This window comes from Microbacterium sp. NPDC003461 (genome assembly GCF_053588335.1).
Window position 1 is genome coordinate 1 of record NZ_JBSFPT010000021.1, and the last position, 22,716, is coordinate 22,716.

The window sequence follows — 22,716 nt, forward strand, 5'->3', positions numbered from 1 at the left end:
GCTGCGACGGCTCCGCGCGCGGCCCCTCCGGCAGCTCGATCGCGATCTCCGGGGTGGTCTTGCCCGGCTCGGCCGCGGGCGCGGCGGCCGGCGCGGGTTGCACCTCATCGGCTGCACGTCCTCGGTTGCACCCATCGGTTGCTGAGCGGAGGCGCGCAGCGCCGGAGATGAAGCGACCACCGCAACCGGTCGACGCGCGGGGGTTGCTGCGCTCGGTTGCGGAAGTCGGTGAGACAGCATCTGTGCGCCGAGACCGTGGCGTATGGACGCTGCCTCGGCGCGTGGTTGCTGTCTCGCGTCAGCCGGGATAGTGGAGGGGGCGGTCGGAGACCGGGTCGAGGCCCGTGAGCGTGACCCAGCCGTCGGCCAGGAGCGCGGCGTCGCTGCCGGGGACCGGGGTGTTCGGCAGGTCCTCGACGGCGAGCCGCAGGTGACCGGCGCCGCGCTCGCTCAGCGTGGTCTGCACGATGCCGAACGGGGCCAGCGGCGCCTCTCGGATGCCCCGCGGCCGCGCGGCGTTCGGCACGTTCACGTTGAGCACCGATCCGGACTCCAGCGTCTCGAGGAACGGCATCAGCGAGAGGGCGGCGTCGGCGGCCGCCTGCCACTCGAACGTCTCGGGGTGCATGCCCACGTCGAGCGAGACGGCCATGGCGCGGGCGCCGTTGAGCCCCCCGGTCAGGGCCGCGCCGACCGTGCCGGAGTGCAGGATCGCGCGGCCCACGTTCGCGCCGTGGTTGATGCCGCTGAGCACGAGCTCGGGCGGATCGCCGAACGCGCCGTGCGCGGCGATGAGGGCGATGAGGCCGGGGCCGCCGCGCACCGCGAACGCCGGCGTCTGCCCGAGGCCCTCGAGGGTGCGCCGGGCGACCGCGATCCGGCCGTCCTCCTCGCCCGCCACGATGGAGGCACTGGTTCCGCTCGACTGGCGCTCGGGGGCGGCGACCGTCACGTCGAGACCGCGTTCCGCGGCCGCCCGCGCGAGCACGGCCAGGCCGGGCGCGTCGATCCCGTCGTCGTTCGTGACGAGCGCCCGCGTCATCGAGTGTCCCCCTCGGGGCGGTCGGCGTCGCCCGCGAGCGCGGCGAGGTCGCCCAGGCTGAGCCGCGGCGTGTCGTCGTCGCCCCCGCCGGGCAGCTCCCGCGCGCGCACCTGCTCGCGCAGCCGCTCGATGGTCCCCGTGTCGCCCGTGCCCAGCCCGTGGCGCGTCACGTTCAGCGCGCCGGCGGCCGCCCCGAGCGTGGCGGCCTTGCGCAGCGGCTCGCCGAGCGCGAGCCCGGCACACAGCCCCGCCGTGAGCGAATCGCCGGCGCCGCGCGTGTCGGCCGCCTCCAGCCGGGGCGGGGAGATCTCGACCGCGCCCTCCGCATCGAGCAGCAGCAGCGGTCGGCTCGCGCGCGTCACGATCACCGCGGCGGCGCCGCGCTCGCGCAGCGCCGACATGGCCGCCAGCACGGCCTCGGCGTCGTCGCCGTCGAGCAGTCCGTCGTCGCGCAGCTCCTCGTCGCTCACCTTCAGCACGTCCACGCCGCCGGCGAGGGCCCCGTGCATCCGCTCGCCCGAGAGATCGACGACGACGCGCGCGCCACCGGCCCGCAGATCCGCCGCGAGGCGCCGGTACGTGTCGGGCGGCAGCACCTCGTCGCCGTCGGGTCCGCTCAGGCTCACGAGCCCGCTGCCCAGGCCCTCCCGCAGCGCGGCCCCGTACAGCTCGTCGAGCTCGTGGCGGCCGATCGCGTCGCCCGGCGTCTCGGCGACGGGGATGCGCTCGCCGGCGCGCCGGTCGTGCACGTACGCCGCGCCGCGCCCCGCGCGCTCGACCGCGACGACGCGGAGCCCCTCGTCCTCGAGCAGCCCGCGCACCACCCGCCCCGTCTCGCCCGTGAGGACGCAGCACAGCGTCACCGACGCGCCGAGCCGGCGCATCATCCGCGCCTGCCAGACGCCCTGGCCTCCGGCGTGCACGTGGATGTCCGGACCCGCGTCGTGATCCTCGATCGTGACGGTGAGGGTGGGGGAGGGGGCGAAGATCGTCACATCGCTCACGTGCTGCTCGCTTCCGCTCGGCCGGTGCTCGCCATGTCGCCACGCTACGACGCGCCGGGGTCGCTTTCATCCCCTTGCGTGCCGCCGCGGCCGTGGCTAGCGCGACCGGTCGGTGCGATCAGAACCGCGCCGCGAGCAGGTCGGCGTGCCAGCGCTCGGCCACATCGGGGTGCGCGCGCAGCCGGGACTTCAGCGCGTTCTGCCCGTAGAGCGCGTGGATCGGGTTGTGCGGATCGTCCTCCACGCCCCGCGCGAGCGGCGCCAGCTCGGCAGGCAGCTCGATGATCGGCAGGCGCGCGTCGAGCGCCGGATTGAAGAAGAACGGGATCGAGATGCGGTCCTCGGGCCAGCGCGGCGAGACGACGCGATGGTTCGTCGCGCGCAGATACCCCTGCGTGGCGTACTCGAGCATCTCGCCGATGTTCACGACGAACGCCCCCTCGACGGGCGGGGCGTCGACCCACGTGTCGCCGCGCTCCACCTGCAGGCCGCGCTTGCCCGGCTCCACCCACAGCAGCGTGAGCACGCCCGAGTCCTTGTGGGCGCCCACGCCCTGCTGCGGCTCCGGCTGATCCGTGCCGGGGTAGCGCACGATCTTGATGAGCGTCTGCGGCTGGCCGAAGTGGCGGTCGAAGTAGTCCTCCTCGGCCCCCAGCGCCAGCGCCCATGCGCGCAGCAGGCGCCGGGAGATGCGGGTGAGCTCGTCGTGCCACTCCTCGACGACCGGCCGCAGGCCGGGCAGCGCCTCGGGCCACAGGTTCGGCCCGATGAGCCGCGCGAACTCCGGCGCGTCCGGATCGGCGACCGGCTCGCGCTCGGGACCGATGTCGATCTGCTCGCGCCAGTCGACCCGGCCGCGGGTGCGCTCGCCGCCGACGCGGGTGTAGCCGCGGAAGTGCGGGCTGCGGATGTTCTCGATCGCCAGCTTGTCGGCCTCGGGGAGCGCGAAGAACGCGCGGGCCGCCTCGTGCAGCCGCGCCTCGAGGCCGGCCGGCAGCCCGGTGCCGGTGAGGTAGAAGAAGCCGACCTCGCGCGTGGCGTCGCGCAGGTCGCGGCGGAAGCGCTCGGCCGCCTCGGGGCCGGCGTCGAGCTGGGACAGGTCCAGGATCGGGAGCGAGAGCGTCATGCTCCCGACGGTAGGGGCGTCCCGCCGCGCGCGGGGATGTGTTTCCGAGCGTTACGGGCAGCGCCGGTCACGACGCGGGCGGACCGCTCTCCTCTTCGTGCGCGCCGCGGCCGTCGTGGCCGGGGCGCCGGGGCGGATCGGCGGGCCGGCGGGAGCCGGTCGGGTCGTTCCGACGGGCGCGGGGCGCGACCGAGGGATCGGCGAACAGCCACGTCGCGCGCGGCTCGACGAGCGGCCGGAAGATGAGGCGCACGGGACGCGTGCCGAGCGCGAAGGCGATCGCCACCGACAGCGCGCTCACCGTGGGCAGCCACAACCACGTCGGCTCGAGGCCGCGCAGCACCCCCGACTCGCGGAACGGGTAGAGCACGAACGAGTGCAGCAGGTAGACGTACATCGTGTACTGCCCGAACCGGGTCAGCACGGTCTCGCGGCGCGGGATGAGGGCGAAGAACGCCGCCGACAGCACGAGGCCGGCCGCGATCGTGCCGAGCCGGGCGAGGCCGCCCCACCAGTGCCCGCCCGAGATGAGCCCGCCGTAGTCGTCGTCGTAGAAGAACCAGTAGCGCAGCTCGACCTCGCGCCAGATGCCGAGGCCGGACCATGCGATCCAGCCCGCCGCGGCGAGCACCGCGACCGCGAGCGCGCGCGTCCACCACGGGCGCCACTCGATGAGCCGCAGCCGCTCCACCACGTCCCGGTCGCGCAGCCACCAGCCCAGGGCGAAGAACGGCAGGAAGCCGAGGGTGCGCGACAGCGAGAACGTGCTGTCGACGTTGGGCAGGTAGCCCACCCCGACCGAGATGGCCAGCGTCCACAGCAGGGGCCAGCGCAGCAGTGCGAGATACGGCAGCACGAGCCGGAAGATGCCCAGGGCCAGCAGGAACCACAGCGTCCACGACGGCTCCGTGAGATTCGGCTCGGCTTCGCCCTCGACGACCAGCTTCGTCGCCCACCACAGCACCTCGAACACGACGTACGGCACGAGGATGTCGGTGATCACGCGCGCCATCTGCCGCGCGCCCGGTGCGTCGGACTTCGAGAAGTAGCCCGAGATGATCGCGAACGCCGGCATGTGGAACGCGTAGATCGTCAGATACAGCGCGTAGGCGATGTCGGAGTCGTAGATGAGCCGCTGGATGGCGTGCCCGAGCACGACGAGCACGATGCACGCGAAGCGGGCGTTGTCCCAGAAGGGGACGCGCCGCTTGGGGCGCCGGATCGGGCCGGACGCGGTCGCAGGTGGGGTGCTCATCACCCCCGACGTTACCGGTTCGTAACCCGATGCCCCCCCAGGCGCACCCCGCGGGGCCGGGGAATAGATTCGACGTGCGGGCGTTGCAAGGGTATATTCAAGCGCATATAAACGGATCGGAGCCTCCGCAATGAGCGACACCACCTGGCAGGGCATGCAGTTCGGCCTCTTCTCGGTCAGCGACATCACGCGCGACCCCGTGACCGGCTACACGCCGAGCGAGGCCGAGCGCATCCGCGACATCGTCACGATCGCCAAGCACGCCGAGGAGGCGGGGCTGGACGTCTTCGCCCTCGGCGAGCACCACAACCCGCCGTTCTTCTCCTCGTCGCCCACGACGACGCTCGCGTACATCGCCGCGCAGACGGAGCGGCTCATCGTCTCGACGGCCACGACGCTCATCACGACGAACGACCCGGTGAAGATCGCCGAGGACTACGCGATGCTGCAGCATCTCTCGGGCGGCCGCGTCGACCTCATCATGGGACGAGGCAACACCGGGCCCGTCTACCCCTGGTTCGGCAAGGACATCCGCCAGGGCCTGCCGCTGGCGATCGAGAACTACCAGCTGCTGCACCGGCTGTGGCGCGAGGATGTCGTGGACTGGGAGGGGAAGTTCCGCACCCCGCTGCACGGCTTCACCGCGACGCCGCGCCCCCTCGACGACGTGCCGCCGTTCGTGTGGCACGGATCCATCCGCACGCCCGAGATCGCCGAGCAGGCCGCGTACTACGGCGACGGGTTCTTCGCGAACAACATCTTCTGGCCCAAGGAGCACTACCAGCGCCTCATCAACCTGTACCGCCAGCGCTACGCGCACTACGGCCACGGCACGCCCGAGCAGGCGATCGTGGGCCTCGGCGGCCAGGCGTTCATGGCGAAGAACTCGCAGGACGCCGTCGACCAGTTCCGGCCCTACTTCGACAGCGCCCCCGTCTACGGCAACGGGCCGATGATGGAGGACTTCACCGAGATGACGCCGCTGACGGTCGGCTCGCCGCAGCAGGTGATCGACCGGTACGCGGCCATGCGCGACACGTTCGGCGACTACCAGCGCCAGCTGTTCCTCATGGACCACGCGGGCCTGCCGCTGAAGGTCGTGCTCGAGCAGATCGACTTCCTCGGGCAGGACGTCGTGCCCGTGCTGCGCAAGGAGCTCCAGGCGAACCGCCCGGCCGAGGTGCCGGACGCGCCGACGCACGCCGCGCGGGTGAAGGCGAAGTACGGCGACGCCGAGCCGCGCCAGCCCCGCCCCAACGCGAACCGCGGCGACAACGTCACGGGCGGCTCGCCCTACCAGGACGCCCCGGATCGCCGGCCCGTCCAGCCGGGCGCATTCGGCCCGGCGGCGGATCGGGGGGCCTGACGTGACCCGCATCGTCGTGGTGTCGGCCGGGCTGTCGAACCCGTCGTCGACGCGCATGCTCGCCGACCGCCTGCTGGGCGCGACCGTGGAGGCGCTGGGGGAGCGCGGCGTCGAGGCGGAGGGCCGCGTGATCGAGCTGCGCGACCACGCGCACGCGATCACCGACCACCTGCTCACCGGTTTCGCGCCCAAGGCGCTCGCCGAGGACCTCGCCCAGGTCGCGGCCGCCGACGGGCTCATCGTCGTCACCCCGATCTTCACCACGAGCTACTCGGGGCTGTTCAAGTCGTTCGTCGACGTGCTCGAGCGCGAGTCGGTCGAGGGCAAGCCCGTGCTCATCGGGGCGACGGCGGGCACCGCGCGCCACTCGCTCGCGATCGACTACGCCATCCGGCCGCTGTTCACCTACCTGCACGCCCGCCCCGTCTCGACGGGCGTGTTCGCCGCCTCGAGCGACTGGGGTGCCGAGGCCGACTCCGTCGCGCCGCTGCGCGCGCGCGTGGAGCGCGGGGCGCGCGAGCTCGCCGACGCGATCGCCGGGGCGTCCGCCGCGCCGCGCGCGGCCGATCCCTTCGACCCCGAGTCGTACCTGGGTGCCGGCGGATCGTTCGAGGACCTGCTGAACAACCCGCCGACGCGCGGCTGAGGTCCGCCCGGAACGCGGGCGGGATCAGATCAGGCGGGGGCGGCCGGCAGATCCGAGGAGGACGTGCCGGCGTCCGCCGCCGGACCGGGAGCGTGCTCGGCCGCGTCGGAGGCGACGACGCGGCGGCCCCGGATGGTGACGTACTCGGCGTGCTTGGCCAGCAGCCCGTCGCCGGCCGTGCGGCCGCGCAGGCGGCGCCAGGCCCACGGCAGTGCGTGCCGGGTGATCCATCGCCCCTCGGGCTCCACGTAGTCCTCGTGGAACGCCGCGTCGAGCGCCGCGAGCTGCGGCGCGTCGCGAACCCCGAGCACCTCGGCCGCGCGATAGGCCAGCAGGCGGTGGCCCGACGAGCTCAGGTGCACCTTGTCCTGCGACCAGTTGCTCAGCTCGCCGAGCTCGGGAAGGGCGTCGACGTCGAGCAGATGGCAGCCGTTCTCGGCGGCGATGCGCCGCAGCTCGCTCGCGTAGATCGCGAAGCGGCGGGCGAAGACGCGCACGATCGCGCGCCGCGGCAGGAACGGGGTCACGAGCATGACGTCGGTCCCGCTCGCGCGGAGCGTGCGCACCGACTCCTCCACGCGCGCGGCCAGCGCGATCGGGTCGGCGCCGTGGCCGACGAGGTCGTTGTGCCCCATGAGGATCGACACGAGGTCCGGCTTCAGGGCGAGGGCCGCCGGCACCTGCTCGCGCGCGAGATCGCGCACGCGCCGGCTGCGCACGGCGAGGTTGGCGAAGCGGAAGGTGCGGTTGCCGGTGCGCTCGCCGTCCTGCGCCAGCAGCATGGCCAGGCGGTCGGCCCAGCCGCGGTACTGGCCGTCGGGCATGCGCGATCCGTCGCACAGCCCCTCGGTGAGAGAGTCGCCCAGGGCCACGTAGCGCGACCACCGACGGGTGTCGAGGGGAGGCACCGGCTCGCTCACGCGCACGGCGCCGCGGGCCATCGTGGCCTCGTCGTAGCGGCGCAGCCGGATGGCCTCGCGGTACGCGCCGACGAGCTGCTCGGTGAGCGCCGCCCACGTGCGGGCCTTCACGCTCTCGCGCGCGGCCAGGCCGAAGGAGCGCCGCTTGGCGTCGTCGCCGACGAGATCGAGCACGCGCGCGCGCAGGTCGTCGAGGTCGCCGGGGGTGTAGAGCCAGCCGTCCACGCTCGAGCGGACGAGGTCGACGGGCCCGCCGCGGCCGGTGGCGACCACGGGCACGCCCGAGGCCAGGGCCTCCTGCACGGTCTGGCAGAACGTCTCGCTCTCGCCGGGGTGCACGAACACGTCGAAGCTGGCGAGGGCCTGCGCCAGGTCCTCGCCGCCGAGGAAGCCGGTGAAGACGGCATCGGGCAGCTCGCGCTCGAGGCGCGCCCGCTCGGGGCCGTCGCCGACGATGACCAGGCGCGCGCCGGGGATGTCCCGCAGCGCGCGCAGATCCTCGACCTGCTTCTCGGGCGCGAGGCGGCCGACGTAGCCGATGATGAACTCGCCGGGCGCGATCCGCTCGCGCCACGCGTCGCTGCGCTGCTCGGGGCGGAAGCGCTCGGCGTCGACGCCGCGGCCCCAGCGCCGCACGCGGTCGACGCCGAGGGCGAGCAGCTGGTTCTCGGCGTGCGAGGAGGGGGCGAGCGTCAGCGTGGCGCGGCGGTGCAGTCGCGCGATGTGCGCCGACATGAGGGGCGCGGCGCCCGGGACGCCGTAGCGCTCGGCGTACGAGATCACGTCGGTCTGGTACACCGCGACGGTGGGCGTGCGATTGCGCTCGGCGGCGACGAGCCCCTGCCAGCCCAGCACCGTGGGCGAGGCGAGGTGGACCACGTCGGGGCGGAACTCCCGCAGCACGCGGCGCAGCAGCGGCATGGGCGCCACGGCCACGCGGACCTCGGGATACGACGGCAGCGGGATGGAGGTGAGCAGCGTCGTCCCCGCGGTGTCACCGGATCCCGGTGCCCTGGGGGCGACGATGAGCGTCTCGTGGCCCATGGCCTCGAGATGCCGGACGACCTGCAGCACGGAGTTCGTGACCCCGTTCATGTGCGGAAGGAACGACTCCGCGACGACCGCGACTCGCATGTCTCCAGCGTGGCGGTCCCCGGCGCGCCGAGACCGACGTTGCCGCGCCGCTTTCGCGAACGTTCACCGCCCGCCCGCGTCTGTTCACCCGCGGGCCACGCGCCGTTCCCGTACGGGGCCGTCAGCGGTCGATCTCGCCCGCGCCCCTCGCCTCATCGAGCTCGTCGGCGAGCGGCCCCGGCTCGTCCTCGATGCGCTCGTCCGCATCGAGGGTCGGGGGAGGCAGCTCCAGGTCGGCCTCGTCGTCGAGATCGACCTCGCGCTCGTCGTCGGGGTTCCGGTCGTCCTCCGGGCCGCGGTCGCGGAAGACCTCCTGGGCGTCGCTCATCGATGCTCCTTCACGGGCTGTCGTCACGGGAATCGATCGCGTCGCGGGCGGGCCGTCGACGCCTGCCGACCATAACCGGCGCGCGACGCGCGGGTCGAGCGGGCAGACACCGCGCATGCGGCGCTGGTAGGCTGAGCGCGTCCGCGTCTCGCGGGCAGACAATTCCATACCCGAGGAGCAGGCTGGCAGGAAGCTGGTCCCCTGAAGTGATCTCCCGGTTCCTGAGAGACCCGGTGGATTTCTCCTGGTGGCCAGCGCAGGCGAGCTGATCGCTTTCGAGCGAGTGCCATTGCGCGCCCATATCTGACTGTTCCTGCTTCTTTCGTCTCCCGCGCGCTCTGCGCGGGCGAACAGAAGGAGACAGACCTCTTGGAAGGTCCTGAAATCACCGCCGCCGAGGCCGTTCTCGACAACGGCCGCTTCGGCACCCGCACCATCCGCTTCGAGACGGGCCGGCTCGCGCAGCAGGCCCAGGGCGCGGTCGCCGCGTACCTCGACGACGAGACCATGCTGCTCTCGGCGACCAGCGCGTCGAAGAGCCCCCGCGAGGGCTTCGACTTCTTCCCGCTGACCGTCGACGTCGAGGAGCGCTCGTACGCCGCCGGCAAGATCCCCGGATCGTTCTTCCGCCGCGAGGGACGTCCCTCGACCGAGGCGATCCTCGTCTGCCGTCTCATCGACCGCCCGCTGCGCCCGTCGTTCGTCGACGGCCTGCGCAACGAGGTCCAGATCGTCGTCACCGTGCTGTCGATCGCCCCGGGCGAGTACTACGACGCCCTCGCGATCAACGCCGCCTCGGCGTCGACGCAGATCTCGGGCCTGCCGTTCTCCGGCCCGATCGCCGGCGTGCGCCTCGCGCTCATCCCGGGCGTCGGCGAGCACGAGGACCAGTGGGTCGCGTTCCCGAACCAGGAGCAGGTCGAGCAGGCCGTCTTCGACCTCATGGTCGCCGGTCGCGTGCTCGACAATGGCGACGTCGCGATCATGATGGTCGAGGCCGAGGCCACCGAGAACAGCTGGAACCTCATCCAGGGCGGCGCCGTCAAGCCGAACGAGGAGATCGTCGCCGGCGGTCTCGAGGCCGCCAAGCCGTTCATCAAGCAGCTCGTCGCGGCGCAGGCCGAGATGGCGAAGGGCTCGACGCGCGCGCCGCTGGAGTTCCCGGTCTTCCCCGCCTACAGCGACGAGACCTACGCGTTCGTCGAGGGCAAGGCGCTCGAGGAGCTGTCGAAGATCTACCAGATCGCCGACAAGCAGGAGCGCCAGGACGCCGACGACGCGCTGAAGGCCGCCGTCAAGGCCGAGCTCATCGCGAAGGTGGAGGCCGAGGAGCTTCCCGCCGCCGCGCCGCTCGAGTTCTCGGCCGCGTGGAAGTCCGTCACGAAGAAGATCGTGCGCGGCCGCATCCTCACCGAGGGCGCCCGCATCGACGGCCGCGGGCTGGCGGACATCCGCCCGCTCGACGCCGAGGTCCAGGTGATCCCGCGCGTGCACGGCTCGGCGATCTTCCAGCGCGGCGAGACCCAGATCCTGGGCGTCACCACGCTGAACATGCTCAAGATGGAGCAGCAGATCGACTCGCTGTCGCCCACGACGAGCAAGCGCTACATGCACCACTACAACTTCCCGCCGTACTCGACCGGTGAGACCGGCCGCGTGGGCAGCCCCAAGCGTCGCGAGATCGGGCACGGCTTCCTCGCCGAGCGCGCCCTCGTGCCGGTGCTGCCGAGCCGCGAGGAGTTCCCGTACGCGATCCGCCAGGTGTCCGAGGCCCTCGGCTCCAACGGCTCGACGTCGATGGGCTCGGTGTGCGCCTCGACCCTGTCGCTGCTGAACGCGGGTGTGCCGCTGCGCGCCCCCGTCGCCGGCATCGCCATGGGCCTCGTGTCCGAGGAGGTCGACGGCCAGACGCGCTACGCCGCGCTGACCGACATCCTCGGCGCCGAGGACGCCCTGGGCGACATGGACTTCAAGGTCGCGGGCACGGCCGAGTTCGTCACGGCCCTGCAGCTCGACACCAAGCTCGACGGCATCCCCTCCGAGGTGCTCGCCGGCGCGCTGACCCAGGCCAAGGACGCGCGCCTGCGCATCCTCGAGGTGCTGAACGCCGCGATCGACGCGCCCGACGAGATGGCGCCGACCGCGCCGCGCGTCATCAGCGTGCAGATCCCCGTCGACAAGATCGGCGAGCTGATCGGCCCCAAGGGCAAGACGATCAACGCGATCCAGGACGAGACCGGCGCGCAGATCTCGATCGAGGACGACGGCACCGTGTACATCGGCGCGACCGACGGCCCCTCGGCCGAGGCGGCCCGCGCGCAGGTGAACGCGATCGCCAACCCCTCGAACCCCGAGGTCGGCGAGCAGTTCCTCGGCACGGTCGTGAAGATCATCCCCTCGGGTGCCTTCATCTCGCTCATGCCGGGCAAGGACGGTCGCATGCACGTGACCCAGATCCGCAAGCTCAACGGCGGCAAGCGCGTCGAGAACATCGAGGACGTCGTCTCGGTGGGCCAGAAGATCCTGGTCCGCATCGCCGAGGTGGACGACCGCGGCAAGCTCGCGCTCGAGCCCGTCGTCGAGGAGAAGGCCGAGGAGTCGGCGGAGGCTCCCGCCGAGGCCTGATCCCTCGCTCCGACGGCCCGGTCCGCCTCCCACACGGGAGGGGCCGGGCCGTTCGGCGTCCTGGGCACTTCTGCCCGCGCGCTCGGCGGGGCGCGGGCGCCGTCCGGCGGTACAGTGGGAGCCGTCGGGGAGGGCGACATGGCGTGGAACTGGGGCAGGGCGATCCCGTCGCCGGAGCCGGCCGTTCCCGCGCACCCGTCCGCCCCCATTCCCGTGCAGGGGCCGGGCATCGGCAGCGCCCTGCGCGCGCCGCTCGGCGAGACGGGCATCGAGGTCTTCCCGCTCATGCTCGGCGGCGGCGAGTTCGGCTGGACGGTCGACCAGCGCGCGAGCGAGGCGGTGCTGGACCGGTACGCCGCGCACGGCGGGAACGCGCTGCACACGTCCGACCGCTTCGGCGGCGGGCGCAGCGAGCACGTCATCGGCAGCTGGATGCGCAGCCGCGGCGTGCGCGACGACATGGTCCTCGCGGTGCGCGTGGGCGGTCATCCGGATCACCCCGGCCTGGGCTCGGTCGACCTCGTGCGCGCCGTGGAGTCCTCGCTCGAGCGGATCGGCACGGATCGCATCGACGTGCTCTATCTCGACGCGACCGGCTACGACGCGCCGCCCATCGAGGACGCCCTGGCGACCGCGCAGTGGCTCGTGGAGTCCGGCAAGGTGCGCGCGCTCGGGGTGTTCGGCTTCTCGCCCGAGCAGCTCGTGGAGGCGCGCATCCTGGCCTCGGCAGGCTATCCGCGCATCGAGGCGATCGACGTCGCGTTCAACCTGCTGCGGCCCCGTGTGCTCGAGGGCGATCTGCGGCTCGTCGTCTCGGCGCAGGGCATCGCCGTGACGCCCTCCCACCCGCTCGAGCACGGCTTCCTCAGCGGCAAGCACCGCTCGCGGTCGGATGCCGCGAAGTCGGCGCGCGGCGCGCAGCTGGCGGAGCGGATCAACCGGCGCGGCGGCCGCCTGCTCAAGGCCATGGACGAGATCTCCGCCGAGCTGGGCGCGCCGCACGCCGCGATCGCCATCGCGTGGCTGCGGGCCCAGCGCGGCGTCGTCGCCCCGATCGCGAACGCGTTCGACCCCGCCCACGTCGACGAGCTCGTGCAGGGCGTGGGCCTCGCGCTCTCGCGCGCGCACATCGCCGAGCTCGCGCGCGCGGCCGCCTGAGGCGGCGCCCCGGGAACCCGCCGGGGGAGGGGTGACATAGGCTGGTCGAGGGTCGCGCCGAGGCGGCGCCGGGGCGGAAAGGGACGCGAGATGACGCACTACATCTACCTCGTCCGGCACGGCGAGCAGCAGGACGCCGAGCACGGGGTGGAGGACGGTCCGCTGTCTCCGCGGGGCCGCAGGCAGGCCGAGGCCCTGGCCGACCGGCTCTCGGGCGTGCCCTTCGACGCCGTGTGGCACTCGCCGCTGCAGCGCACGAGCGAGACGGCGCGCTACGTGGCCGAGCGCATGCCCGCGATCGAGCCGCAGCCGCACGCGCTGCTGTTCGACTGCGTGCCCACCGGCATCACGGACGAGACGCCCGCCGCCTACGAGCCGTTCTTCGGGGCGGTGACCGACGCGCAGATCGACGCCGGGCGCGCGCAGATGGCCGACGCGGCGGCCGAGTTCCTCGTGCGCAAGGCCGGCGAGGTGCACGAGCTGCTCATCACCCACAACTTCGTCATCTCGTGGTTCGTGCGCGAGGTGCTCGACGCGCCCGAGTGGCGCTGGATGACGCTGAACCAGACGAACTGCGGCCTCACCGTGATCGCGCAGAAGCCGGGCCGTCCGTGGGCCCTGCTCACCCACAACGACGTCGCGCACCTGCCGGTGGAGCTGCGCACGGGCCTGCCTGAGGAGCTCGAGGTCCTCGTCTGAGGCGGCCGCCCGGCGAACCTAGACTGAACGGGTGAGCACACCCTTCATCCTCGACACCGACACCGCCCAGGACGACTGCGTCGCGATCCTCGTGGGCCTGCTCGACCCGGCCGCCGATCTGCGGGCCATCACGATGGTGGCGGGCAACGTGGGCTTCGAGCAGCAGGTGCGCAACGCGTGGATGACGCTCAACGTGGCCGACCGCCTCGACGCCGTGCCGATCTTCCTCGGCGCCCAGCGCCCGCTCATGCGCGAGTGGGTCTCGGCCGAGAACGTGCACGGCGACGGCTCGGGCGGGCTGAGCATGGACGACTCCGGGCTCGAGCCCCAGGCCGAGAACGCCGTCGACGCGATGCTGCGCATCACGGCCGAGGCGCCGGGCGAGGTCTCGATCGTCGCGATCGGGCCGCTCACGAACGTCGCGCTCGCCGTGATCCGCGATCCGGAGTTCGTCGGCCGCGTGAAGTCGCTCTACGTGATGGGCGGCTCGAACAACGGCCGCGGCAACATCACGGCCGCCGCCGAGTTCAACTTCTACGTCGACCCCGAGGCCGCCCGCACGGTGTTCGAGGCCGGATTCGCCGACCTCGTCGTCGTGCCGTGGGCGCCGCTCACGCTGCGCGACGCGGTCTTCGACAAGGACCGGATCGCGCGCCTCGCGGGCATCGGCACGCCGCTCGCGCGGTTCGTCGAGCGGGTGTGCCGCGGCACGCTCGCGTTCGACGAGTCGGTGGGCATCCCCGGATCCACCCACCCCGATTCACTCACCGCGGCGCTGCTTCTGCACCCCGAGCTGATCACGGCCGAGGCGCCGTACGCCGTGGACATCGAGACGTCGTCGGAGCTCACGCGCGGCTACTCGGCGATGTCGTGGGGCGTGCACGGGCTCGCGCCGAACGCCCGCGTGATCGAGGCCGTCGACGGCGAGGGCTTCTACCGCTACCTCAGCGGCCTCGTGTCCGAGCCGACCACGCCGCCGCGCCCGTTCGCGCCGGAGCTCTGAGCCGCTCGTTTCCCCGCCGTTACCGTCTGGTCGCAGTTCGATAACGCCTTGTTCATCCCGCCGCTTTATGTGAATACTCGCGGGAGCGCCGGTTTATCGTTGTGCGCATCGACCCGATCGCCCGGCTTGCCGCGGCGTGCATCAGGAGGAACATCCGTGAAGATGACCACACTCAAGCGCGGCCTCGCAGGCCTCGGCATCGCGGCGGCCGCGGGCATGGTGCTCGCCGGCTGCGGCGCGGCACCCGAGGAGGGCGGCGACGGCGCCCCCGCCGAGGGCACCGACTTCATGGCCTGCGCGGTCTCGGACGAGGGCAGCTGGAACGACCAGTCGTTCAACGAGGCCGCCTACGCGGGTCTCGAGATGGCCGCGGAGGAGCTCGACATCGAGATCAACGACGCCGAGTCGAACAGCACCGAGGACTTCGCGCCGAACCTGCAGACGATGGTCGACGGCGGCTGCGACGTCATCTTCGCCGTGGGCTTCGGCTTCGGCGACACGGGCGCCCTCGAGCAGGTCGCGTCGGCCTCGCCCGACACGCACTTCGTGTGGATCGACGGCTGGGACCTCGGTCTCGACAACGTCAAGGTCATCGACTACGCGATGGAGCAGTCGAGCTACCTGGCCGGCTATCTCGCGGCGGGCTACAGCGAGTCCAAGGTCGTCGCCACCTACGGCGGCTCGAACATGATGTCGGTCACCAAGTTCATGGACGGCTTCTTCTACGGCGCCAAGGCCTGGGGCGAGGAGAACGGCACGGACGTGACCGTCCTCGGCTGGGACCCCGAGAACCCGGCCGGCGGCAGCTTCACGGCGAACTTCGGCGACACCGCCGGCGCCACGAGCATCACGGCGAGCCAGCTCTCGCAGGGCGCCGATGTGTTCTACCCGGTCGCGGGCGGCCTGTTCGGCTCGACGATCGAGGTCATCCGCACCGAGGGTGCGCCGGCCGTCGTGCTGGGTGTCGACCGCGACATCGCCACGACGCAGCCGCAGTACGCCGACATCATCCTCACGTCGGTCGAGAAGCGCATGACGCAGGCCGTGTACGACAACATCGAGATGCTCGTGGACGGCGAGGAGTTCTCGACCGAGCCCTACGTCGGCACGCTCGAGAACGACGGCACCGCGCTCAGCGCCTTCGGCGAGTTCGACGGGCAGATCGACGACGCGCTGAAGACGCGCCTCGACGAGCTGACCCAGGAGATCATCGCCGGCGAGATCGAGATCCCGGTCACCGGCGCCGAGTAATCGCCGCACGCCACGCGTGAACGCCGGGGTGGCCCACCGCCGCCCCGGCGTTCCCGTGCCCAGAATCCGACCCATCTGGAAGAATCCGGAACGATGAAACTCGAACTCCGCGGGATCACGAAGCGCTTCGGATCGTTCGTCGCCAACGACGCGATCGATCTCGAGATCGCGCCCGGCGAGATCCACTGCCTCCTCGGCGAGAACGGCGCGGGCAAGTCCACGCTGATGAACGTGCTCTTCGGCCTCTACCAGGCCGAGGAGGGCGAGATCCTCGTCGACGACGAGCCCGTGCACTTCGCCGGCCCCGGCGATGCGATGGCCGCGGGCATCGGCATGGTGCACCAGCACTTCATGCTGATCCCCGTGTTCACGGTCGCCGAGAACGTCATGCTGGGCAACGAGCCCACGCGCGGCGGCGTGCTGTCGATGGACGCCGCGAGGGCGCGGGTGCGCGAGATCTCCGAGCGGTTCGGCTTCGACATCGATCCGGACGCCGTCGTCGAGGAGCTGCCGGTGGGCGCGCAGCAGCGCGTGGAGATCGTCAAGGCGCTCGCGCGCGACGCCCGGCTGCTCGTGCTCGACGAGCCGACCGCCGTGCTCACCCCGCAGGAGACCGACGAGCTGATGGGCATCATGCGGGAGCTCGCGGCCAGCGGCACGTCGATCGTGTTCATCACGCACAAGCTCCGCGAGGTGCGCGAGGTCGCCGACCGCATCACGGTGATCCGCCGCGGCAAGGTCGTGGCCTCGGCCGATCCCACGGCAGAGCCGACGGAGCTGGCCTCGCTCATGGTCGGCCGCGACGTCGACCTCGAGGTCGACAAGCAGCCGCCGGCCTACACCGACTCGCGCTTCGAGGTCTCGGGCCTCACGCTCGTCGGGCGCTCGGGCGAGCACCTGCTCGACGACATCGACTTCACCGTGCGCGGGGGAGAGGTGCTCGCGATCGCGGGCGTGCAGGGCAACGGCCAGACCGAGCTGACCGAGGCGATCCTGGGGCTGCGCCGGCACGCGAGGGGATCGATCCTGCTCGACGGCCGACAGCTGCTGGGCAAGACCGTGCGGCAGGTGCTGGACGCGGGTGTGGGCTTCGTGCCGGAGGACCGCAAGAAGGACGGGCTCGTGGGCGAGTTCTCGATCGCCGAGAACCTCATGCTCGACCGCAGCGACGGCGCGCCGTTCGTGCGCATGGGCACGATCGACCGGCGCGCGATCGCGGAGTTCGCCGAGGGGGCGATCGACGAGTTCGACATCCGCGCGCAGGGCATCGACCAGGCGGCCGGGCGGCTGTCGGGCGGCAACCAGCAGAAGGTGGTGCTGGCGCGCGAGCTGGGCCGCGACCTGCGCCTGTTCATCGCGTCGCAGCCCACGCGCGGGCTCGACGTGGGCTCGATCGAGTTCGTGCACGACCGGATCATCGCCGCGCGCGATGCCGGCATCCCCGTGCTCATCGTCTCGACCGAGCTCGACGAGGTCATCGGCCTCGCGGACCGCATCGCGGTCATGTACCACGGACGGATCGTCGGCATCGTGGACGGCGACACGCCGCGCGCGACGCTCGGCCAGATGATGGCGGGAGTCGCGGCATGAGCGAGACCACACCTTCGCCCACCCGACGCGCGCGGGCGGCCCAGCCGCCGTCGCGGGTCGACTCGGTGCTGCGCGACGCGCTCCGCGAGATCCTCGCCGGCAGCGTGGTGCGCGGCGCGCTCGCGATCCTCATCGCCTTCGTCGTGGGCGCGATCCTCATCGTCAGCACGAACGACAACGTCGTCTCGTCGGCCGGCTACTTCTTCGCCCGACCCATGGACACCCTCTCGGCGATGGGGCACGCGATCGGGGAGGCGTACGGCGCCCTCTTCCGCGGCGCGATCTACAACACGCAGGCGACCTCGTTCGAGGCCGGCATCCGCCCGCTCACCGAGACCGCGCGCTTCGCGGGGCCGCTCATCGCGGCCGGCCTCGGCGTGGCGCTCAGCTTCCGCGTGGGCATGTTCAACATCGGCGGCCAGGGCCAGCTCCTCGTCGCCGCCGGCTGCGCCATGTGGGCGGCCACCCAGTGGCAGCTGCCCGGCGGGCTGCACCTCGTCGCCGCGATCGTCTTCGGCCTCATCGGCGGATCCGTGTGGGGCGCGATCGTCGGCTTCCTCAAGGCGCAGACGGGCGCGCACGAGGTGATCGTCACGATCATGCTCAACTACGTGGCCGTCAACGTGCTCACGTGGGTGCTGCGCACCTCGCCCATGCACAACCCCGGCTCGGGCAACGACCCCACCTCGATGGCCCCCGCGGAGACCGCGCAGCTGCCGGCACTCCTCGGGCCGTCGTTCCAGCTGCACCTCGGCTTCGTCCTCGCCATCGCGGCCGCCGTCCTGTACTGGTGGCTCATGGAGCGCTCGTCGCTCGGCTTCAAGTTCCGTGCCGTCGGGCTCAACGCAGACGCCGCGCGCACGGCGGGCATCGACGTCGAGCGGATCTACGTCTACACGATGGCCGCCTCGGGCGCGTTCGTGGCCCTCGCGGGCGTGAACCAGGCGCTCGGACGCACGGCCGGATTCACGCCCTCGATCGACGCGGGCATCGGCTGGGACGCGATCACGGTCGCGCTGCTCGGCGGATCGCGGGCGGGCGGCGTCGTCTTCGCCGGGCTGCTGTTCGGCGCGTTCAAGGCCGCCTCCGCCACCATGCAGTTCGTGGGCGTCGCTCCCGAGGTGATGAGCGTCGTGCAGGGCGTCATCGTGCTGTTCATCGCGGCGCCGCCGCTCGTGCGGGCGATCTTCCGGCTGCCCGCCCCCGGTGCCGGCGTGCGCGCCGTGCTCGCGCGCACCCGCACGACCGAGACCCAGGAGGTGGCCAAGTGACCGGCGCCGTCGTGCTTCCCCAGGCGGACGTGGTCGTGCGTCGCGACGCGACGCGCGCCTGGAAGGCCCCCATCGTGATGGGTGTGTTCACGGTCGTCGCGCTCGTGTGGTTCGTGCTCGGCACGGGGCCCGGCGAGGTCGCGTTCCGCTGGTCGCAGGCGCGCGACGCCATCCAGGTGCCCGACACCGTGCTGCCGGCGAAGGTCCTCGCGATCGTCGCCACCGTCATCCTCGCCGCCGTCACGGCCGTGGCCGTCGTGCTCGTGCAGCGGCGGATGCGGGTGTCGGTGTGGCTGTACGTGGGCTTCGGCATCGTGTGGCTCGCCGCGCTGCTCGGGCAGATCGGCCAGGGCACCACCCTCTCGATCGTGCTGCTGACGACGGGCGCGCTGAGCCTGGCGACGCCGCTCATCTACGGCGCCCTGGCGGGCGTGATCGGCGAGCGCGTGGGCGTGGCGAACATCGCCATCGAGGGCCAGCTGCTCATGGGTGCGTTCCTGGGCGCCGTCGTCGGCTCGATCACGAACAGCCTGTGGGCCGGCGTGCTGGCCGGCATGATCGGCGGCGCGCTCGTCTCGCTCGTGCTGGCGGCGTTCTCGATCACGTACCTCGTGGACCAGATCATCGTCGGCGTCGTGCTGAACGTGCTCGTGATCGGCATCACGAACTTCTTCTTCTCGGCCGTGCTCTCCTCGAACGCCGAGGAGCTGAACTTTCCCGGCACGTTCCCGAAGATCGCCATCCCGGTCCTCTCGGACATCCCCGTGATCGGGCCGACGCTGTTCGACCAGCGCATCACGACGTACCTCATGTACGTGCTCGTGCCGGTCGTGTGGTTCGTGCTGTTCAAGACGCGCATCGGGCTGCGCATCCGCGCCGTGGGGGAGCACCCGCTGGCCGCCGACACGGTGGGCATCAACGTCAACCGCACGCGGTTCTGGACCGTGACGGTCGCCGGCCTCGTCGCGGGCCTGGGCGGCGCCGTGCTCACGCTCGGCGAGTCGAACGCGTTCGTGCGCGAGATGTCGAACGGCCAGGGCTACATCGCGCTCGCGTGCGTGATCCTGGGTCGCTGGCACCCGGTCGTCGCGGCGCTCGCGGCGCTCATGTTCGGATTCGCGCGCAACCTCGCGGTCGTCGCCAACCAGGCCGGCAGCGACATCCCCGCCGACCTCATCGCCACGACGCCCTACGTCGTGACGCTGATCGCGGTGGCGGGCCTCATCGGCCGCGCCGTGGCGCCGGCGGCGACGGGCAAGCCGTACGCCCCCGGGCACTGACGCCGTGCGCTCCGTAGGATGGGGCGTATGCCTGTACTGAGCGAGCGGAGCGAGACGAAGTGAGCACGCGCGTCGCCCTCGTGGGCGGGAACGGCAAGCTGGGGTCGATCATCCGCGGCGTGATCGAGGAGCTCGAGGGCTTTGAGGTCGCGTCGGTACTGGGATCGGGCAGCGATCTGTCCGAGCTGGACGGCGCCGACCTCGTGGTCGACGCGTCGACGCCCGCGGTGAGCATCGAGGTGGTGCGCGCCGCGGCGGAGCGGGGCCTCAACGTGCTCGTGGGCACGAGCGGGTGGTCGGCGGAGCGCATCGCGCTCGTGCGCCCGCTCGTCGAGGCGGCGGGCACCGGCGCGGTGTTCATCCCGAACTTCTCTCTCGGATCGGTCATCGGCACCGCGATCGCGGCGGCGGCGAGCCGGTTCTTCCCGTTCGCCGAGATCGTCGAGGCGCATCGCGACTCGAAGATCGACTCGCCCTCGGGCACCGCCGTGCGCACCGCCGAGCTCATCACCGCCGCCCGGCAGGCGCCGGTCGAGGCCCCGCATGCCGATCAGCGGGCGCGCGGCCAGCAGGTGGCGAGCGTGCCCGTGCACTCGCTGCGCCGCCCCGGCGTGATCGCGCGCCAGGAGTCGATCCTCTCCGGCCCCGGCGAGACGCTCTCGATCGTGCACGACACGACCGATCCCGCCGAGGCCTACGCGCCCGGCATCCGCGTGGCGCTCGCCGGCGCCCTCGAGGCGCGCGGCGTCGTCGTGGGGCTCGACAGCTTCATCGACATCGGCGTCGGCACGCCCCGCCCGCGCGCGGGCCGCCCCGTCGCGGAGGACGCCGCCGCCGGGCAGGTCGCCGCGACCACGAGCACGATCGCGACCGCGTGAGGACGCGCATCGGCGTCGCCGTCATCGCGGCGGCGCTCCTGCTCTACATCTGGCTCGTGGGCGTGCGCGCCGTCGCGCTGCTCGGCACGGGGGAGCCCGTGGCCGTCGCGATGGGCGTGGCCATGCTCGTGCTGCCCGCCATCGCCGTGTGGGCGCTGGCGCGCGAGCTGCTGTTCGGTGCCGGGGCCGAGCGCCTCGGCGCGCGGCTCGAGGCCGAGGGCGCGCTGCCCGACGACCCGGTGACGGTGCGCCCGAGCGGGCGCGTCGAGCGCGCGGACGGCGACGCCGTCTTCCCGAAGTACCGCGCCGAGGTCGAGGCGCGGCCCGACGACTGGCGCGCCTGGTACCGGCTCGGCCTGGCCTACGACGCCGCCGGCGACCGCCGCCGCGCGCGGGAGGCGATCCGCGAGGCGATCCGCCGCGAGCGCGCGGAGCGCTGACGCGGACGGCACTGAGCAGGCCGCGGCCCGGTCGGTTGCTGAACGGAGCGGCCGCAGGCTCGCGCGGATCGGTTGCTGAACGGAGCGGCCGCAGGCCGCGCAGATGAAGCGACCAGCGAAACCGCCCCGCTCAGCGGGGGCCCTGCGGCTCAGGCCAGCGTGGCCTCGAGCGTGATCTCGATGCCCGACAGCGCCTGCGACACGGGGCAGCCCGCCTTCGCGCCCTCGGCGATCTCGGCGAACTTCTCGGCGTCCAGGCCGGGCACGGTCGCGCTCACGTTGAGGTGGCTGCCGGTGATGCCGGTGCCGGGCACGAACGTCACGGAGGCGGTGGCCGCGATGCTCTCGGGCGGGGTGCCGTTCTGAGCCAGCGCGTTCGACAGCGCCATGCTGAAGCACGACGAGTGCGCGGCCGCGATCAGCTCCTCGGGCGTCGTCGTGCTCTCGGAGCCCTCGCTGCGGGCCTTCCAGTTGACCGGGAACGTGCCGATGCCCGAGCCCGGCGCGACGGTGCCGGACCCCTCGAAGAGCGAACCGCTCCAGGTGGTGGTGGCCTTGCTCGTGACGCTCATATGTCCTCCTCGATTGCGGGTTCGTCGCCAGCCTACTGACGAGCGCACCGGTGCAGCAGGGGTTCTCGTCGTCATATTTCTTCGCAACGGGGCCGGCGGCCGCGCAACCGTGCCAGCATCGGAGCATGTCGCCCCTCGCCGCCGCGCTGATCCTGGCCGGCATCGTGCTCGTCGCGGTGCTGCTCGGCCTCGCGCTGCGCCGCGGACAGGGGCGGGCGCGGCGGGTGGGGCAGGGGACGATCTCCACCGTCGATGTGGGGGTCGACGCCGGCGCGTTCGGCGAGCGGGCGACGCTCCTGCAGTTCAGCACCGAGGTGTGCGCCAAGTGCCCGTCGACGCGTCGCCTGCTCTCCGACGTCGCGTCGTCGCACGCCGGCGTGCGGCACGTGGACGTCGGCCTCACCCACCGACCGGATCTCGCGCGCCGATTCCAGGTGCTGCAGACGCCGACCGTGCTGGTGCTGGACGGCTCCGGCGCGCCGCACGCGCGCATCGGGGGAGCGCCGCAACGGTCGACGGTCGTCGCCGAGCTCGAACGGATCGGAGGGGTGCATGCCTGACCAGGGGATCGACCCGCGGGGACCGCGGTTCGCGGCCGGGATCACGTCGGCGCTGCTGCTGGTGGCGACGTTCGCCGCGTTCGTCGGGAACTCCGCCGCGCGGACGCGGGTGGCCTACGTTCACACCTTGCCCGAGGTCGACGAGTGGTGGCTCCCCGGTGCCACGGTCGCCGAGCGCGCGGCCGACGTCGGCTTCGTCCTCGTGGCGATCGCCGCCGCGCTCTTCCTCTGGGGCGCCGCCTCGCCGCGCACGGCCCCGTGGGGCGTCGTGTTCCGACGGTTCGTGCGTCCCCGGCTCGGACCGCCGGCCGACCTCGAGGACCCGCGCCCGCCGCGGTTCGCGCAGGGGGTCGGGCTGTTCGTGACGGGCGCCGGGCTGGTGCTGCACCTGCTGGGCGTGCCGCTGGCCCTGCCGATCGCGGCCGCGGCGGCCTTCGTCGCGGCCTTCCTCAACGCGGCGTTCGGGTTCTGCCTGGGCTGCCAGATGTATCTGGGCCTGCAGCGGCTCGGCGTCGTCGGCCGCGCCGCCTGAGCGGCGGGGCGACACACGATGAGGGGCAGCGCGTCG

At 72.5% G+C, this 22,716-nt stretch carries 21 protein-coding genes; 14 read left to right on the forward strand and 7 right to left on the reverse strand.

Going from position 1 to position 22,716, the window contains the following annotated elements; translation table 11 throughout:
* Nucleotides 1–298: 298 nt before the first annotated feature.
* The 4 genes from surE to ACWDR7_RS09465 all read right to left on the reverse strand — a co-directional run bounded on the left by surE (nucleotide 299) and on the right by ACWDR7_RS09465 (nucleotide 4,427).
* Nucleotides 299–1,042 (reverse strand): 5'/3'-nucleotidase SurE, encoded by a 744-nt coding sequence (gene surE / locus ACWDR7_RS09450; RefSeq protein ID WP_449854662.1) that lies wholly within the window; start codon nucleotides 1,040–1,042, stop codon nucleotides 299–301.
* Nucleotides 1,039–2,046 (reverse strand): 1-phosphofructokinase family hexose kinase, encoded by a 1,008-nt coding sequence (locus ACWDR7_RS09455; RefSeq protein ID WP_449854663.1) that lies wholly within the window; start codon nucleotides 2,044–2,046, stop codon nucleotides 1,039–1,041. Before ACWDR7_RS09455 ends, surE begins: the two co-directional genes overlap by 4 nt.
* Nucleotides 2,047–2,164: 118 nt before the next feature.
* A complete protein-coding gene (locus tag ACWDR7_RS09460) occupies nucleotides 2,165–3,172 on the reverse strand; it encodes an isopenicillin N synthase family dioxygenase (RefSeq protein ID WP_449854664.1) in 1,008 nt (335 codons plus the stop codon).
* Between the two features lie 67 nt (nucleotides 3,173–3,239).
* A complete protein-coding gene (locus ACWDR7_RS09465; protein WP_449854665.1) occupies nucleotides 3,240–4,427 on the reverse strand; it encodes an acyltransferase family protein in 1,188 nt (395 codons plus the stop codon).
* 154 nt (nucleotides 4,428–4,581) lie between these two features.
* On the opposite strand from ACWDR7_RS09465, the gene ACWDR7_RS09470 reads away from it, so the two are divergent.
* Both ACWDR7_RS09470 and ACWDR7_RS09475 read left to right on the forward strand, forming a co-directional pair.
* Nucleotides 4,582–5,793 (forward strand): LLM class flavin-dependent oxidoreductase, encoded by a 1,212-nt coding sequence (locus ACWDR7_RS09470; protein WP_449854704.1) that lies wholly within the window; start codon nucleotides 4,582–4,584, stop codon nucleotides 5,791–5,793.
* Between the two features lie 55 nt (nucleotides 5,794–5,848).
* Nucleotides 5,849–6,439: a CE1759 family FMN reductase gene (locus tag ACWDR7_RS09475; protein ID WP_449854705.1), complete on the forward strand. Its 591-nt coding sequence runs from the start codon at nucleotides 5,849–5,851 to the stop codon at nucleotides 6,437–6,439.
* 29 nt (nucleotides 6,440–6,468) lie between these two features.
* Here the strand turns inward: ACWDR7_RS09475 and ACWDR7_RS09480 are convergent, their stop codons facing one another.
* Both ACWDR7_RS09480 and ACWDR7_RS09485 read right to left on the reverse strand, forming a co-directional pair.
* On the reverse strand, nucleotides 6,469–8,493 hold the full coding sequence (locus ACWDR7_RS09480) for a GDSL-type esterase/lipase family protein (RefSeq protein WP_449854666.1): 2,025 nt from the start codon (nucleotides 8,491–8,493) through the stop codon (nucleotides 6,469–6,471).
* A 121-nt stretch (nucleotides 8,494–8,614) separates the two neighbouring features.
* Nucleotides 8,615–8,821, reverse strand: coding sequence for a hypothetical protein (locus tag ACWDR7_RS09485; protein ID WP_449854667.1), 207 nt, complete (start codon nucleotides 8,819–8,821; stop codon nucleotides 8,615–8,617).
* A 369-nt stretch (nucleotides 8,822–9,190) separates the two neighbouring features.
* Between ACWDR7_RS09485 and ACWDR7_RS09490 the strand changes: the two genes are divergently transcribed.
* The 10 genes from ACWDR7_RS09490 (at nucleotide 9,191) to ACWDR7_RS09535 (ending at nucleotide 21,016) form a co-directional block, all read left to right on the forward strand.
* Complete coding sequence (locus ACWDR7_RS09490; protein ID WP_449854668.1) at nucleotides 9,191–11,446, forward strand: polyribonucleotide nucleotidyltransferase; 2,256 nt, start codon at nucleotides 9,191–9,193, stop codon at nucleotides 11,444–11,446.
* A gap of 138 nt (nucleotides 11,447–11,584) precedes the next feature.
* The gene (locus ACWDR7_RS09495) at nucleotides 11,585–12,604 is read left to right on the forward strand and encodes an aldo/keto reductase (protein WP_449854669.1); all 1,020 of its coding nucleotides are present in this window, start codon (nucleotides 11,585–11,587) and stop codon (nucleotides 12,602–12,604) included.
* A gap of 90 nt (nucleotides 12,605–12,694) precedes the next feature.
* Nucleotides 12,695–13,303 (forward strand): histidine phosphatase family protein, encoded by a 609-nt coding sequence (locus ACWDR7_RS09500; RefSeq protein ID WP_449854670.1) that lies wholly within the window; start codon nucleotides 12,695–12,697, stop codon nucleotides 13,301–13,303.
* Between the two features lie 31 nt (nucleotides 13,304–13,334).
* Entirely contained in the window at nucleotides 13,335–14,306 is a 972-nt protein-coding gene (locus ACWDR7_RS09505; protein ID WP_449854671.1) for a nucleoside hydrolase, read from the forward strand.
* A 162-nt stretch (nucleotides 14,307–14,468) separates the two neighbouring features.
* Nucleotides 14,469–15,557, forward strand: coding sequence for a BMP family lipoprotein (locus ACWDR7_RS09510; RefSeq protein ID WP_449854706.1), 1,089 nt, complete (start codon nucleotides 14,469–14,471; stop codon nucleotides 15,555–15,557).
* 93 nt (nucleotides 15,558–15,650) lie between these two features.
* Complete coding sequence (locus ACWDR7_RS09515) at nucleotides 15,651–17,147, forward strand: ABC transporter ATP-binding protein (protein ID WP_449854672.1); 1,497 nt, start codon at nucleotides 15,651–15,653, stop codon at nucleotides 17,145–17,147.
* The gene (locus tag ACWDR7_RS09520) at nucleotides 17,144–18,418 is read left to right on the forward strand and encodes an ABC transporter permease (RefSeq protein ID WP_449854673.1); all 1,275 of its coding nucleotides are present in this window, start codon (nucleotides 17,144–17,146) and stop codon (nucleotides 18,416–18,418) included. The genes ACWDR7_RS09515 and ACWDR7_RS09520 overlap by 4 nt, the downstream gene beginning before the upstream one ends.
* Nucleotides 18,415–19,698: an ABC transporter permease gene (locus ACWDR7_RS09525; protein ID WP_449854674.1), complete on the forward strand. Its 1,284-nt coding sequence runs from the start codon at nucleotides 18,415–18,417 to the stop codon at nucleotides 19,696–19,698. Before ACWDR7_RS09520 ends, ACWDR7_RS09525 begins: the two co-directional genes overlap by 4 nt.
* 59 nt (nucleotides 19,699–19,757) lie before the next feature.
* On the forward strand, nucleotides 19,758–20,576 hold the full coding sequence (locus ACWDR7_RS09530) for a 4-hydroxy-tetrahydrodipicolinate reductase (RefSeq protein WP_449854675.1): 819 nt from the start codon (nucleotides 19,758–19,760) through the stop codon (nucleotides 20,574–20,576).
* Entirely contained in the window at nucleotides 20,573–21,016 is a 444-nt protein-coding gene (locus ACWDR7_RS09535) for a hypothetical protein (RefSeq protein ID WP_449854676.1), read from the forward strand. The genes ACWDR7_RS09530 and ACWDR7_RS09535 overlap by 4 nt, the downstream gene beginning before the upstream one ends.
* Before the next feature lie 149 nt (nucleotides 21,017–21,165).
* On the opposite strand, the gene ACWDR7_RS09540 is transcribed toward ACWDR7_RS09535, so the two are convergent.
* Entirely contained in the window at nucleotides 21,166–21,588 is a 423-nt protein-coding gene (locus ACWDR7_RS09540; RefSeq protein ID WP_449854677.1) for an OsmC family peroxiredoxin, read from the reverse strand.
* Between the two features lie 125 nt (nucleotides 21,589–21,713).
* Here ACWDR7_RS09540 and ACWDR7_RS09545 point away from each other — a divergent pair, with 125 nt between their 5' ends.
* Nucleotides 21,714–22,148 (forward strand): thioredoxin domain-containing protein, encoded by a 435-nt coding sequence (locus ACWDR7_RS09545; protein WP_449854678.1) that lies wholly within the window; start codon nucleotides 21,714–21,716, stop codon nucleotides 22,146–22,148.
* Nucleotides 22,141–22,680, forward strand: coding sequence for a DUF4395 domain-containing protein (locus ACWDR7_RS09550; protein WP_449854679.1), 540 nt, complete (start codon nucleotides 22,141–22,143; stop codon nucleotides 22,678–22,680). The genes ACWDR7_RS09545 and ACWDR7_RS09550 overlap by 8 nt, the downstream gene beginning before the upstream one ends.
* Nucleotides 22,681–22,716 lie beyond the last annotated feature (36 nt).

Bases quoted from the DNA above. Each gene is read 5' to 3' on its own strand.
- ACWDR7_RS09460 (WP_449854664.1), bottom strand. From the start codon at position 3,172: ATGACGCTCTCGCTCCCGATCCTGGACCTGTCCCAGCTCGACGCCGGC.
- ACWDR7_RS09475 (WP_449854705.1), top strand. From the start codon at position 5,849: ATGCTCGCCGACCGCCTGCTGGGCGCGACCGTGGAGGCGCTGGGGGAG.
- ACWDR7_RS09485 (WP_449854667.1), bottom strand. From the start codon at position 8,821: ATGAGCGACGCCCAGGAGGTCTTCCGCGACCGCGGCCCGGAGGACGAC.
- ACWDR7_RS09500 (WP_449854670.1), top strand. From the start codon at position 12,695: ATGACGCACTACATCTACCTCGTCCGGCACGGCGAGCAGCAGGACGCC.
- ACWDR7_RS09520 (WP_449854673.1), top strand. From the start codon at position 17,144: ATGAGCGAGACCACACCTTCGCCCACCCGACGCGCGCGGGCGGCCCAG.
- ACWDR7_RS09540 (WP_449854677.1), bottom strand. From the start codon at position 21,588: ATGAGCGTCACGAGCAAGGCCACCACCACCTGGAGCGGTTCGCTCTTC.
- ACWDR7_RS09495 (WP_449854669.1), top strand. From the start codon at position 11,585: ATGGCGTGGAACTGGGGCAGGGCGATCCCGTCGCCGGAGCCGGCCGTT.
- ACWDR7_RS09480 (WP_449854666.1), bottom strand. From the start codon at position 8,493: ATGCGAGTCGCGGTCGTCGCGGAGTCGTTCCTTCCGCACATGAACGGG.
- ACWDR7_RS09465 (WP_449854665.1), bottom strand. From the start codon at position 4,427: ATGAGCACCCCACCTGCGACCGCGTCCGGCCCGATCCGGCGCCCCAAG.
- ACWDR7_RS09515 (WP_449854672.1), top strand. From the start codon at position 15,651: ATGAAACTCGAACTCCGCGGGATCACGAAGCGCTTCGGATCGTTCGTC.
- ACWDR7_RS09510 (WP_449854706.1), top strand. From the start codon at position 14,469: ATGACCACACTCAAGCGCGGCCTCGCAGGCCTCGGCATCGCGGCGGCC.
- ACWDR7_RS09545 (WP_449854678.1), top strand. From the start codon at position 21,714: ATGTCGCCCCTCGCCGCCGCGCTGATCCTGGCCGGCATCGTGCTCGTC.
- surE (WP_449854662.1), bottom strand. From the start codon at position 1,042: ATGACGCGGGCGCTCGTCACGAACGACGACGGGATCGACGCGCCCGGC.
- ACWDR7_RS09470 (WP_449854704.1), top strand. From the start codon at position 4,582: ATGCAGTTCGGCCTCTTCTCGGTCAGCGACATCACGCGCGACCCCGTG.
- ACWDR7_RS09550 (WP_449854679.1), top strand. From the start codon at position 22,141: ATGCCTGACCAGGGGATCGACCCGCGGGGACCGCGGTTCGCGGCCGGG.